This window comes from Streptomyces sp. TAA040, from assembly GCF_000424845.1.
Genome location: NZ_KE384254.1, coordinates 275699 through 288318 on the forward strand (window position 1 = coordinate 275699; position 12620 = coordinate 288318).

Here is a 12620-nt window from a genome sequence, read left to right on the forward strand (position 1 = left end):
CGGGTGGCGGCCTGCGGTGCGTCGTCCGTGGACACCGAGGGGGGTGGCCGTGCGAGGATCAAGTACGTGCGTTTTGCCCCGGCCCGCAGGCCGGGGTCTCCTCCGAAGGACTGGATGTTCTGCACGTGCGATTCCTCAACGACCAGCGGCCCCCGTACGACCTGACGTACGACGACGTCTTCATGGTCCCCGGCCGCTCGTCGGTCGGCTCGCGCCAGGCCGTGGACCTCTCGGCGCCGGACGGCACCGGGACCACCATCCCGCTGGTGGTCGCCAACATGACCGCCATCGCCGGGCGCCGGATGGCCGAGACGGTGGCCAGGCGCGGCGGCCTGGTGGTCATCCCGCAGGACATTCCGCTGGACGTGGTGACCGAGGTGGTCTCCTGGGTCAAGCAGCGCCACCTGGTGCTGGACACGCCGATCGTGCTCGCCCCGTCGGCGACGGCCGGGGACGCGCTGTCGCTGCTGCCCAAGCGGGCGCACGGCGCCGGGGTGGTCGTCGAGGGCGGCCGCCCGGTCGGCGTCGTGACGGAGTCCGACCTCACGGGCGTGGACCGCTTCACCCAGGTCTCCGAGGTGATGTCGCGGGAGCTGCTGGTGCTGGACGCGGACATCGACCCGCGGGAGGCGTTCAACCGGCTGGACGGCGCGCACCGCAAGCTCGCCCCCGCGGTCGGTCCGGACGGCCGGCTGGTCGGGCTGCTGACCCGCAAGGCCGCCCTGCGCGCCACCCTCTACACCCCGGCCACCGACGCGGACGGCAGGCTGCGGATCGCCGCCGCCGTCGGCATCAACGGCGACGTGGCGGGCCGGGCCGCGGCGCTGCTGGACGCGGGCGTGGACACGCTGGTGGTGGACACCGCGCACGGCCACCAGGAGGGCATGCTCGACACCCTGAAGGCGGTCCGGGCGCTCGGCCCCCGGGTCCCGCTGGTGGCGGGCAACGTGGTCTCCGCCGAGGGGGTGCGCGATCTGGTCGAGGCGGGCGCCGACATCGTGAAGGTCGGTGTCGGCCCGGGCGCGATGTGCACCACCCGGATGATGACGGGAGTGGGGCGCCCGCAGTTCTCCGCGGTGCTGGAGTGCGCCGCCGAGGCGCGCCGGCACGGCAGGCACGTCTGGGCGGACGGCGGGGTGCGGCACCCGAGGGACGTGGCGATGGCGCTGGCCGCCGGTGCCTCGAACGTGATGGTCGGCTCCTGGTTCGCGGGGACGCACGAGTCGCCGGGCGATCTCCAGCAGACCGCCGACGGCCGGTTCTACAAGGAGTCGTTCGGCATGGCCTCGGCCCGCGCGGTGCGCAACCGCACCTCGGAGGAGTCGGCCTACGACCGGGCACGCAAGGGCCTGTTCGAGGAGGGCATCTCCACGTCCCGGATGTTCCTGGACCCGGTAATGCCCGGAGTGGAGGACCTGATCGACTCCATCATCGCCGGGGTCCGCTCGTCCTGCACGTACGCGGGGGCCGGATCGCTGCCGGAGTTCGCCGAGAAGGCCGTGATCGGTGTGCAGAGCGCCGCCGGCTACGCGGAGGGCAAGGCGCTGCACGCGAGCTGGAGCTGACCGGCCGGTCGCCCGCCGTGGTCTACTGCCCCCGGGGCCGACCGCCGGTCCCGCGACACCCGCAGGGACCGCACCGACCAGGAGAAGTGAACGACCCGCCGTGCGACTGAACGACCTCGACGAACGCATCGTCCACGCCCTCGCCGCGGACGCCCGCCGCTCCTACGCCGACATCGGCGCGAAGGTGGGCCTCTCCGCCCCCGCAGTGAAGCGGCGGGTGGACCGGCTGCGGGCGGAGGGCGCCATCACCGGGTTCACCGTCCGGGTGGACCCGGCCGCCCTCGGCTGGGAGACCGAGGGGTACATCGAGATGTACTGCCGCCACAACACCTCGCCGGAGGACATCCGCCGCGGCCTGTCGCGGTACCCCGAGGTGGTGTCCGCGTCGACCGTCACCGGGGACGCGGACGCGCTGGTGCAGATCTTCGCCTCCGACATGCGGCACTTCGAGCGGGTACTGGAGCGCATCGCGGGCGAGGCGTTCGTCGAGCGCACCAAGTCGGTGCTGGTGCTCTCGCCCCTGCTGCGCCGGTTCTCGGCGGACACCCCCGTCTGAGCGCCTGCGTCCCCGGTCGGGGAGGCGCACGGCACGGCTCGCCCCGGGGACGGACGCCTGCCTGCCCGTGCTGCGCAACGAATCGCCGCGGGCGGCGTGCGGCACGCAACGAACCGTGCGCGGTTGCACAAGAAATGAGTCTTGTCACCGGTTGGGCCGAAACGTACCGTCGGATATGCCGCCGCGCCGCCCCGGCGGCCGTCCGGCAGTACCCGGTGCCCCGCGCCCCGCTCGGACCGCCCACCACCGCGCGCCCGCCGTCACCGGGCGCGCCACCCACGCCTCCCGCCCGTTCCGCCCCTCCCGAGGACTCATGACGCCGCTGCGCCTCGCACTCCTGCAGGGCCCCGCCGAGCCCGCACCCGGTCCGGAGACCGCCGCCGTCCGGCTCGCCGCCCTGGACGCGGCGGCCCGCCGCGCCGCCGCGTCCGGCGCCCGGCTGCTCGTCACCCCCGAGCTCTCGCTGACCGGGTACGCGCTGGGCGACGGCGTCGCCGACGCCGCCGAGCCGGCCGACGGGCCCGGGTGCCGCGCGGTCGCGAACGTCGCCGCGGCCCACGGCGTGGCGATCGTCTACGGCTATCCCGAGCGGGACGGCGACGCCGTGCACAACGCGGCCCAGCTGATCGGGCCCGGCGGCGAGCGGCTGGCGAACTACCGCAAGACCCACCTCTACGGCTCCTACGAGACGAGCCGCTTCACACCCGGCGACGAGCCGCTGGTGCAGGCGGAGCTGGACGGCACCGTGCTCGGCCTGCTGATCTGCTACGACGTGGAGTTCCCCGAGTCGGTGCGGGCGCACGCGCTGGCCGGCACCGAACTGCTGCTCGTGCCCACCGCGCTGATGCGCCCGTACGAGTTCGTCGCCCGGTCGCTGCTGCCGGTCCGCGCCTGGGAGAGCCAGCTGCACATCGCCTACGCCAACCGCTGCGGGCAGGAGGGCGGTTTCGCCTTCGCCGGGCTGAGCTGCCTCGCCGCACCGGACGGCACCGTGCGCGCCCGGGCGGGGGCCGGCGAGGACCTTCTCGTCGCCGACGCGGACCCGGCGCTGCTCGCCGCCTCCCGCGCCGAGAACCCGTATCTGACCGACCGCCGCCCCGATCTCTACCCGATCCTGTCCGAGCGAGGAGAACCGCGCCGATGACCTCCACCGTGCCCGCCGCCGTCCACGACGAGCAGCACGCAGAGGCCCAGTCCCAGCCACCCGTCACGATGTTCGGCCCGGACTTCCCCTTCGCCTACGACGACTGGCTGCGGCATCCGGCCGGGCTCGGCGGTGTCCCGGCCACCGAGCACGGTACCGAGGTCGCCGTGATCGGTGGCGGCCTCTCCGGGATCGTCGCGGCCTACGAGCTGATGAAGATGGGCCTGCGGCCCGTCGTGTACGAGGCGGACCAAATCGGCGGGCGGCTGCGGACGGCGACCTTCGACGGCTGCGACCCCGATCTGACCGCCGAGATGGGCGCGATGCGCTTCCCTCCGTCCTCGACCGCCTTCCACCACTACGTCGACCTCGTCGGGCTGGAGACCGAGGCGTTCCCCAACCCGCTGGCACCCGACACCCCGTCCACGGTGGTCGACCTCAAGGGGCGCTCGCACTACGCCCGGACGCTGGACGACCTCCCCGAGGTCTACCACCAGGTGATGGACGCGTGGAACGCCTGCCTGGAGGAGGGCGCCGACTTCTCCGACATGCAGCGCGCCGTCCGGGAGCGCGACGTGCCGCGCATCCGGGAGATCTGGTCGGCGCTGGTGGAGAAGCTGGACAACCAGACCTTCTACGGGTTCCTGTGCGACTCGCCGGCCTTCGCCTCCTTCCGCCACCGGGAGATCTTCGGGCAGGTCGGCTTCGGCACCGGCGGCTGGGACACGGACTTCCCCAACTCCATCCTGGAGATCCTCCGCGTCGTCTACACCGGCGCGGACGACGACCACCGGGGGATCGTCGGCGGCAGCCAGCAGTTGCCGCTGCGCCTGTGGGAGCGGGAGCCGGACAAACTGGTGCACTGGCCGCAGGGCACCTCGCTGCGCTCGCTGCACGAGGGCGCGCACCGCCCGGCCGTCACCCGGCTGCACCGGACCGCCGGCAACCGCGTCACCGTCACCGACGCCGCCGGGGACATCCGCACCTACCGGGTGGCCGTCTTCACCGCGCAGTCCTGGATGCTGCTGTCCAAGATCGACTGCTCCGACTCGCTGCTGCCGATCGACCACTGGACCGCGGTCGAACGCACCCACTACATGGAGTCGTCCAAGCTGTTCGTGCCGGTGGACCGGCCGTTCTGGCGGGACGAGGCGGTGGACGCGCGAGGCGTGCCCACCGGCCGCGACACGATGAGCATGACGCTCACCGACCGGATGACCCGCGGCACCTACCTGCTGGACGGCGGCGGACCGGACCGCCCGGCCACCATCTGCCTCTCCTACACCTGGTGCGACGACAGCCTCAAGTGGCTGCCGCTCAGCGCGCGGGACCGGATGGAGGTGATGCTCAAGTCGCTGGGCGAGATCTACCCGGGCGTCGACATCCGGGGGCACGTCATCGGCAACCCGGTGACGGTCTCGTGGGAGAACGAGCCGTACTTCATGGGTGCGTTCAAGGCCAACCTGCCCGGCCACTACCGCTACCAGCGCAGGCTGTTCACCCACTTCATGCAGGACCGGCTGCCCGCCGACAAGCGGGGGCTGTTCCTGGCCGGCGACGACGTCTCGTGGACGGCCGGTTGGGCGGAAGGGGCCGTGCAGACCGCCCTCAACGCGGTCTGGGGCGTGATGCACCAGTTCGGTGGCGGCACCGACGCGGGCAACCCCGGGCCGGGCGACGTCTACGACGAGATCGCCCCGGTGGAGCTGCCGGAGGACTGACGGCCGCGGCCATTCCCGGTGCGGGCGGAATCCGGACCACCGTGCCCCCGACGGAGGCGTGCACGGCGACCTCCGCGCACGCCGCCGGCACGGACACCAGCCCGCGCCGGCGCGCGGACGGGCCGACTACCGGTCCGTCCGACCCGGTACCGAGCCCGCCCGGCTCGATCCGGTGCGCCGGGGAGTGGCGCGACCGCCGCCGGTACCACGGTGTGTCGTGGGCGGCCCCTGTGAGCCAGGACACAGGCGGTGCCCGCGTGGGCGTGCGGCATCCGTGGCAGAATTGGCGGAGAGAAGCTACGTCAGCGCACTCCGGGGTCGGTGAAAGTCCGAACCGGCGGTTAAAGTCCGCGACCCGGCCGCAGCCAGCGGTCGGTTGACCAGGTGAAACTCCTGGACCGACGGTTAAAGTCCGGATGGGAGGCAGTGCGCGACGGACAGGAGCGGTCACCCGCCACCGGGTGCCCGGTGCCCGTGCCCGTGCTCGCGTTCGCGACCGGGGATTCACCGGTACTGGGCGGTGCCGAGGGGCCGGTGTGTCCGTTACGAATTCCCGCACCCCGGAGTCCTGGCCCGAAGAGGCAGGAGGACCCGGTGGACGCCGCACCCGCTCGCCCCGCCGAACGCGCCGCCATGCACCGCGCGGTGGAACTCGCCGCCCGCGGCCTCGGCCTCACCAGCCCCAACCCCGTCGTCGGCTGCGTCGTCCTGGACCGCACCGGACGCACGGTCGGCGAGGGCTGGCACAAGCGCGCCGGCGGCCCGCACGCGGAGATCCACGCGCTGGCCGAGGCCGGGGACGACGCCAGGGGCGGCACCGCGGTCGTCACCCTGGAACCCTGCCGGCACACCGGCCGCACCGGCCCCTGCACCCGGGCGCTGCTCGACGCCGGGGTGGCCCGGGTGGTCTACGCGGTCGCCGACTCCGACCCGGTCGCCGAGGGTGGCGGCACGGTGCTCGCCGGGGCGGGCGTGGACGTGGCGAGCGGACTGCTGGCCCGCGAGGCCGCCGAGGGCAACGCCGCCTGGCTCACCTCGCTGCGGCTCGGCCGCCCGCACGTCCACTGGAAGTACGCGTCCACCCTGGACGGCCGGACCGCCGCGGCCGACGGGACCAGCCGCTGGATCACCTCCGCCGAGGCGCGCGCCGACGTGCACCGGCTGCGCGCCGAGTCCGACGCCGTGCTGGTCGGCTCCGGGACGGCCCGCACCGACGACCCGCACCTCGCCGCCCGCGGGGTCAACGCGGCCCGGCAGCCGCTGCGCGTGGTCGTCGACACCGAGGCCGCACTGCGGCCCGGCGCCCGGGTCCTGGACGACGCCGCCCCCACCCTCCTGGCCGTCGCCGACGACGTGCCCGTGCCCGAGTCGACCGCCGAGGTCCTCCGGCTCCCGCGGGCCCCCGGCGGGCACGGCCTGGATTTGCCCGCCCTGCTCGCCGCGCTGCACGCCCGCGAGGTGCGGTCCGTGCTGCTGGAGGGCGGCCCGACGCTGGCCGGCGCGTTCGTCGCCGCCCGCGCCGTCGACCGCGTCACCGCCTACCTGGCGCCGGTGCTGCTCGGCGACGGGCCGCAGGCCCTCACCGGCGCCGGAATCACCACCCTCGCGCAGGCGTTGCGCCTGACGGTCACCGAGACCGCGGCGCTCGGCCCCGACCTGCGCATCACCGCCGTTCCCGCCTTCCCCGAGGAGTCCTGAGTGTTCACCGGAATCGTCGAAGAGCTGGGCGAGGTCACCGCCGTGGAACACCTCGGTGACTCCTCCCGCCTGCACCTGCGCGGTCCGCTCGTCACCGAGGACGCCCGGCACGGCGACTCCGTCGCCGTCAACGGGGTCTGCCTCACCGTCGTCGGCACCGCGGACGGGGTCTTCACCGCCGACGTGATGGCCGAGACCCTGCGCAGCTCCTCCCTCGGCGTCCTCGCCGCCGGTTCCCCGGTCAACCTGGAGCGCCCGACGGCGCTCGGCGGCCGGCTCGGCGGCCACCTCGTGCAGGGGCACGTCGACGGCACCGGCACCGTCCTGGAGCGGACCCCCGGCGAGCACTGGGAGGTCGTGAGGGTGTCGCTGCCCGCGGCGCTGGCCCGCTACGTGGTGGACAAGGGCTCGATCACCGTGGACGGCATCAGCCTGACCGTCGTGGAGGCCGGTCCGGACTGGTTCACCGTCAGCCTCATCCCGACCACCCTCGCGCTGACCACGCTCGGCGGCAAGCAGCCGGGCGCCCCCGTGAACCTGGAGGTCGACATCGTCGCCAAGTACGTCGAGCGCCTGCTCGGCGCCGACCGCGACGCGGCGGCGGAGGTCTCCCGGTGAGCGCGCTCGACTGGCTGAACGACCCCGCCTTCGAGGTGCTGGGCCAGCAGGTCATCCGCTCCGACGTGGCCGGCAACTCGCTGGGACTGCTCGCCCTCGCCCTGGGCTGGCGGCGCTCGCTGCTCACCTGGCCGGTCCAGGTGCTGTCCGGCCTGATCCTGATCGGCGCCTACGCCTCCGCCCAGCTCGGCGGCGGGGTCGGCAAGCAGCTGCTGGTCATCACGGTCGCGCTGTGGGGCTGGCGGCAGTGGCGCGCCGGGAGGCGGCAGGCCCAGGACGGGTCGATCGCCGTCCGGTTCGCGACCGGGCGGGAGCGCGCGGCGCTGCTCGTCGGCACCGCCCTGGGCACCCTTGTGGTCGGCGCGCTTTTCAGCGCCTTCCCCGCGCTGTCCTGGAACCCCTGGCCGGACGCGTACATCTTCACCGGCACCCTCGCCGCCATGATCGCCCAGGCCCGCGGGCTGGTGGAGTTCTGGTTCGCCTGGCTGCTGGTCGACCTCGTCGGCGTGCCGCTGGCCTTCAGCAGCGGCCTGGCCTTCTCCGGTCTCGTCTACCTCGTCTACCTCGTGCTGGTGCTGTGGGGCATGCGCTCCTGGTGGCTGCGCTCGCAGAACCGTTCCGGGACGCCCGACGGGCCCCCGGCGGAGAAACTGGAAGGAGTGACGGCATGACCGCACTCGGCAGTTGGTACGCCCCGCCCGCCGAGGAGGAGGCGGTGCTCGACCCGGTCGCCCGGGCGGTCGCCGACATCGCCGCCGGCCGGCCGGTCGTCGTCGTCGACGACGCGGACCGCGAGAACGAGGGCGACCTCGTCCTCGCCGCGGAGAAGGCCACCCCCGAGGTGGTGGCCTTCATGATGAGCGAGTGCCGCGGCCTGATCTGCGTGCCGATGGAGGGCCCGGCGCTCGACCGGCTGGAGCTGCCGCAGATGGTCGCCCGGAACACCGAGTCCATGGCCACCGCCTTCACCGTGTCGGTGGACGCCTCCGCCGAGCACGGTGTCAGCACCGGGATCTCCGCCGTCGACCGGGCCACCACCATCCGGATGCTCGCGGACCCGGGCCGCCTCCCCGGCGACTTCGACCGACCCGGCCACGTCTTCCCGCTGCGGGCCCGCGAGGGCGGCGTGCTCGTCCGCGGCGGCCACACCGAGGCGGGCGTGGACCTCGCCCGGCTGGCCGGGCTCCGTCCCGCCGCCGCGATCGTCGAGATCGCCGCCGAGGACGGCACCATGATGCGGCTGCCCGAACTGGTGCCGTTCGCCCGCAAGCACGGACTGGCGATCATCTCCATCGAGGACCTGGTCGCGTACCGCAGGGCGCTCGCCGAGCCCGAGGTGCCCACCGTGCGCCGCGAGGCCCAGACCCGACTGCCCACCGAGCACGGTGAGTTCCGTGCCTTCGGCTACCGCTCCGCCCTCGACGGGGTGGAGCACATCGCACTCGTCGCGGGTGAGATCGGCGACGGGAAGGACGTCCTGGTGCGGGTGCACTCCGAGTGCCTGACCGGTGACGTCTTCGGCTCCCGGCGCTGCGACTGCGGCCCCCAGCTGGAGGCCTCGCTCGCCCGGGTGCAGAGCGAGGGACGCGGCGTGGTGATCTACCTGCGCGGCCACGAGGGGCGCGGCATCGGCCTGCTCTCCAAACTGCGCGCCTACGAGCTCCAGGAGCTCGGCCACGACACCCTGGACGCCAACCTGGAACTCGGCCTGCCCGCCGACGCCCGCGACTACGCGGCCGGTGCGCAGATGCTCACCGACCTCGGGGTGCGCTCGCTGCGGCTGATGACCAACAACCCCGAGAAGACGGAGGCGCTCCGCCTGCACGGGCTGCGGATCAACGGCCGCGAGCCGATGCCCGTCCAGGCCGGCGAGTACAACATCCGCTATCTGCGCACCAAGCGCGACCGGATGGGCCACGACCTGCCCTGGCTGGAGGAACCGCACGCCTCGGCCTGCGGCGGTCAGTGACCCCGTCGCGCCGCAGGCCGCCTTCCCGCACGGCCGCCCCCGGCGCACCACTCCGCGCTTCCGCACGCCGTGTCCGGGAGCGGGCGAGACCTCCGGCGGCGCACGCGGGTCGTGCGCGCGCCACCGGCCACCCACCCACCGAGGAGACACCGTGAGCGGCAAGGGCGCACCCGAGCTGACCGTGAAGAACTGCGAGGACCTGCGGGTCGCCGTGATCGCCGCCCAGTGGCACGACACGGTCATGGACGGGCTGCTGAACGGCGCACTGCGCGCCCTGGGCGACCTCGGCATCGACGAGCCGACGGTGCTGCGGGTCCCGGGCAGTTTCGAACTGCCGGTCGTCGCGAAGGTGCTGGCGGGACGCGGCTACGACGCGGTGGTCGCGCTCGGCGTGGTCGTCAGGGGCGGCACCCCGCACTTCGAGTACGTGTGCCAGGGCGTCACGCAGGGCCTCACCCAGGTGTCGGTGGACACCGGGGTCCCGATCGGCTTCGGCGTGCTCACCTGCGACACCGAGCAGCAGGCCCTGGACCGGGCCGGTCTGGAGGGCTCGGTGGAGGACAAGGGGCACGAGGCCGTCACGGCCGCCGTCGCCACCGCGACCGTCCTGCGGACCGTCGCCGAGCCCTGGCGCTGAACCGGCCGCGGCGCCCGGCCCGGGAGCCGGACCGGCGACCACCCACCGAGACGCGGTGCGTCGCCGGTCCCGCCACCCCTTAGGCTGGGACCACCATGGCGAACAAGACATTCGAGGAACTCTTCACCGAGCTCCGGCACAAGGCCGCCACCGGCGATCCCCGCACCTCCCGCACCGCGGAGCTGGTCTCCGCCGGCGTGCACACCATCGGCAAGAAGGTGGTGGAGGAGGCCGCCGAGGTGTGGATGGCCGCCGAGCACGAGGGCACCGACCGGACGGCCGAGGAGATCTCCCAGCTCCTCTACCACCTTCAGGTGATGATGGTCGCCCGCGGCATCGAGCTGGACGACGTCTACACCCATCTGTGAGCCGAGGCCCGGCCCCTCCCTTCCGGACGTCGTCGTCCGGTTCCGGTCCCGCCCCGGCCGCCAGGTTCCCGAGTCCGCCCCTTGCGGCGCGGGGTCCGACGGCCCGCCGGGAGCACCGCTCCGCACACCTCACGCCCGGCGCGTCCGCCCGCGCCGCCCCCGAGCAGAAGGAAGCCGTCACATGTTGCGCATCGCCGTTCCCAACAAGGGTTCACTGTCCGAGCCTGCGTCGGCGATGCTGCATGAGGCCGGCTACCGGCAGCGCAAGGACCACCGCGAGTTGGTCCTCGTGGACGCCGACAACGAGGTCGAGTTCTTCTTCCTCCGCCCCCGCGACATCGCGGTCTACGTCGGCTCCGGCAAGCTCGACATCGGCATCACCGGCCGGGACCTGCTGCTCGACTCCGGTGCGGACGCCGAGGAGATCCTGCAACTCGGCTTCGCCGGTTCCACCTTCCGCTACGCCACCCGCCCCGGCACCGCGAGCGACGTCTCCGAGTTCGGCGGGATGACCGTCGCCACGTCCTTCTCCGGCCTGGTCGAGCGCCACCTCGCGGAGCACGGGGTGGACGCCTCCGTCGTGCACCTCGACGGCGCGGTCGAGACGGCGATCCAGCTCGGCGTCGCCCAGGTGATCGCCGACGTGGTGGAGACCGGTACGACCCTGCGGAGCGCCGGCCTGGAGACCATCAGCGCGCCGATCCTGGAGTCCGAGGCCGTCGTCGTCCGCGGCCGCGGGGCGACGCAGGAGGACCCGAAGGTCCGGCAGTTCCTCCGCCGGATGCAGGGCGTCCTGGTGGCCCGCCGCTACGTGATGATGGACTACGACATCCGCGCCGAGCACGTGGAGAAGGCGGTGCGGCTCACCCCGGGTCTGGAGTCGCCGACCGTCTCGCCGCTGCACGACAAGGGCTGGGTCGCCGTGCGGTCCATGGTGCCCTCGCGCGAGGCCCAGCGGATCATGGACGACCTCTGGGAACTGGGCGCCCGCGCCATCCTGACCACGCACATCCACGCCTGCCGGCTCTGACGCCGGACCCGGGCCCGGCCGCCCGCAGCGGTCCGGGCCCGGCGCCGCGGGTGCCCCGCCCGGGGTGCCCGCCCCACCCACCCGGACGAGGACGAGCCACCGTGCCAGCCGACACCCCCGCACCGGCCCTGCCGGCCACCTTCCGCCCCACCCGCACCCGCGTCGTCCTGCTCGGCATCGGCGCGGTCATGTTCGCCGTCCTGACGACGGTCGGGCTGATGCTGGAAGGGCTGGGAGCGGGGGAGCGGGTGAGCTTCATCCTGACGGGCGCGCTGTTCTGCGCCGTGCTCGCCGTGCTCGCCCGCCCGCATGTGAAGGCCGACGCGCACGGCGTCACCGTCGTCAACCTCACCCGCACCCGGCGGCTGGAGTGGGCCGAGGTCCTCGGTGTCCACCTGCGCAGCGGCGACCCCTGGGTCTTCCTCGACCTCACGGACGGCACCAGCCTTCCCGTGCTGGGCATCCAGCCGGGCATCGCCCGGGACCACGCGGTGCGGGACGCCGCCGCGCTCCGCTCCCTGACCGAGCACCACGGCACCGGCCCCGCCGGCCACTGAGCGGCCTCCTCCCCGCGCTCCCGCGCACGGAAGCGGGCAGGACCGGCCGGGAGCGCGTCGGGTCCGTCGCCGCCCGCCTCTGCCTCGCTCGTCGCCCGGGCGTTCCCGGCGTCGTCCCGCATCGCTCCACCGTGGCAATCGGTGGCGGTCGGCCCCGAAGCGGCCGGGGTCTCGAAGTCCATCCTGTCCGAGCGGTTCCCCACCAAGGCGGCACTGTTCGAGGCCATCGTCACCGAGTCCTGGCAGCGTGACGCCGCCGCGCGGCCGCAGACCGGAGATCTGCGCTCCGGGCTGACAACCATCGGCCACCGCTACGCCGACCTCGTCGGCCGGCCCGGCATGACGGCCCTGTTCCGGATCGTCATCGCCGAACTGCCACGCTTCCCCGAACTGGGACGGATGCAGTTCCAGCTCGGCAAACTGCCCTACTTCACCTCCGTACAGCACTACTTGGAAGCCGAGTACGAGGCGGGCAACGCCGATGTCCCGGATGCCGTGAGCGCCGCGAACCAGTACCTCGGCATGATCGCCAACTACGTCCTGTGGCCCCGCATACTGCTGACCGACTGGAACCCCGCGGCCTCCGACGTCCACGACGCCGTGGAACAGGCCGTCCGGACCATGCTCGCCGGACACGCCCCGGCCCACCGGCCCGACACGGGGCCGGAACGTTGACACCGGCGCGCAGTGCTCACCTCCGCCATGCCTCTACGCGGCGGCGCACGCCGGGAGGCGATCGTTCGGCTACCGGTGAGGT

13 protein-coding genes and 1 riboswitch are annotated in these 12620 nt (G+C 73.7%); all 13 genes read left to right on the forward strand.

The features are described from left to right. Nucleotides 1-125 precede the first annotated feature (125 nt). The 13 genes from H300_RS0123055 (at nt 126) to H300_RS28835 (ending at nt 12538) form a co-directional block, all read left to right on the forward strand. Complete coding sequence (locus H300_RS0123055) at nt 126-1565, forward strand: GuaB1 family IMP dehydrogenase-related protein (protein WP_028429265.1); 1440 nt, start codon at nt 126-128, stop codon at nt 1563-1565. A gap of 100 nt (nt 1566-1665) precedes the next feature. After that, nucleotides 1666-2121 carry an Lrp/AsnC family transcriptional regulator gene (locus H300_RS0123060; protein ID WP_028429266.1) on the forward strand — a complete coding sequence of 152 codons (456 nt, stop codon included), beginning with the start codon at nt 1666-1668 and terminating at the stop codon, nt 2119-2121. Between the two features lie 313 nt (nt 2122-2434). After that, nucleotides 2435-3265: a carbon-nitrogen hydrolase family protein gene (locus H300_RS0123065; protein ID WP_028429267.1), complete on the forward strand. Its 831-nt coding sequence runs from the start codon at nt 2435-2437 to the stop codon at nt 3263-3265. Continuing rightward, nucleotides 3262-4986 (forward strand): NAD(P)/FAD-dependent oxidoreductase, encoded by a 1725-nt coding sequence (locus H300_RS0123070; protein WP_028429268.1) that lies wholly within the window; start codon nt 3262-3264, stop codon nt 4984-4986. Before H300_RS0123065 ends, H300_RS0123070 begins: the two co-directional genes overlap by 4 nt. Nucleotides 4987-5289: 303 nt before the next feature. Beyond that, a riboswitch (FMN riboswitch) is annotated at nt 5290-5420 on the forward strand. A gap of 199 nt (nt 5421-5619) precedes the next feature. Beyond that, complete coding sequence (ribD, locus tag H300_RS0123075) at nt 5620-6684, forward strand: bifunctional diaminohydroxyphosphoribosylaminopyrimidine deaminase/5-amino-6-(5-phosphoribosylamino)uracil reductase RibD (protein WP_037981730.1); 1065 nt, start codon at nt 5620-5622, stop codon at nt 6682-6684. Continuing rightward, entirely contained in the window at nt 6685-7302 is a 618-nt protein-coding gene (locus tag H300_RS0123080; protein WP_028429270.1) for a riboflavin synthase, read from the forward strand. Then, nucleotides 7299-7973: a nicotinamide mononucleotide transporter family protein gene (locus H300_RS0123085; RefSeq protein ID WP_028429271.1), complete on the forward strand. Its 675-nt coding sequence runs from the start codon at nt 7299-7301 to the stop codon at nt 7971-7973. The genes H300_RS0123080 and H300_RS0123085 overlap by 4 nt, the downstream gene beginning before the upstream one ends. Beyond that, complete coding sequence (locus tag H300_RS0123090) at nt 7970-9271, forward strand: bifunctional 3,4-dihydroxy-2-butanone-4-phosphate synthase/GTP cyclohydrolase II (protein WP_028429272.1); 1302 nt, start codon at nt 7970-7972, stop codon at nt 9269-9271. The genes H300_RS0123085 and H300_RS0123090 overlap by 4 nt, the downstream gene beginning before the upstream one ends. A 151-nt stretch (nt 9272-9422) precedes the next feature. Further along, nucleotides 9423-9908: a 6,7-dimethyl-8-ribityllumazine synthase gene (ribH, locus tag H300_RS0123095; RefSeq protein WP_028429273.1), complete on the forward strand. Its 486-nt coding sequence runs from the start codon at nt 9423-9425 to the stop codon at nt 9906-9908. A 95-nt stretch (nt 9909-10003) separates the two neighbouring features. Then, nucleotides 10004-10276 carry a phosphoribosyl-ATP diphosphatase gene (locus tag H300_RS0123100; protein ID WP_028429274.1) on the forward strand — a complete coding sequence of 91 codons (273 nt, stop codon included), beginning with the start codon at nt 10004-10006 and terminating at the stop codon, nt 10274-10276. Between the two features lie 181 nt (nt 10277-10457). Further along, a complete protein-coding gene (hisG, locus tag H300_RS0123105) occupies nt 10458-11306 on the forward strand; it encodes an ATP phosphoribosyltransferase (protein ID WP_028429275.1) in 849 nt (282 codons plus the stop codon). A 101-nt stretch (nt 11307-11407) separates the two neighbouring features. Further along, nucleotides 11408-11863: a PH domain-containing protein gene (locus H300_RS0123110; RefSeq protein ID WP_028429276.1), complete on the forward strand. Its 456-nt coding sequence runs from the start codon at nt 11408-11410 to the stop codon at nt 11861-11863. A gap of 141 nt (nt 11864-12004) precedes the next feature. Further along, nucleotides 12005-12538, forward strand: coding sequence for a TetR/AcrR family transcriptional regulator C-terminal domain-containing protein (locus H300_RS28835; RefSeq protein WP_037981607.1), 534 nt, complete (start codon nt 12005-12007; stop codon nt 12536-12538). Nucleotides 12539-12620: the final 82 nt, after the last annotated feature.

Coding starts and splice junctions, on each gene's coding strand:
- ribD (WP_037981730.1), top strand. CDS start 5,620: ATGCACCGCGCGGTGGAACTCGCCGCCCGCGGCCTCGGCCTCACCAGC.
- H300_RS0123065 (WP_028429267.1), top strand. CDS start 2,435: ATGACGCCGCTGCGCCTCGCACTCCTGCAGGGCCCCGCCGAGCCCGCA.
- hisG (WP_028429275.1), top strand. CDS start 10,458: ATGTTGCGCATCGCCGTTCCCAACAAGGGTTCACTGTCCGAGCCTGCG.
- H300_RS0123090 (WP_028429272.1), top strand. CDS start 7,970: ATGACCGCACTCGGCAGTTGGTACGCCCCGCCCGCCGAGGAGGAGGCG.
- H300_RS0123070 (WP_028429268.1), top strand. CDS start 3,262: ATGACCTCCACCGTGCCCGCCGCCGTCCACGACGAGCAGCACGCAGAG.
- H300_RS0123100 (WP_028429274.1), top strand. CDS start 10,004: ATGGCGAACAAGACATTCGAGGAACTCTTCACCGAGCTCCGGCACAAG.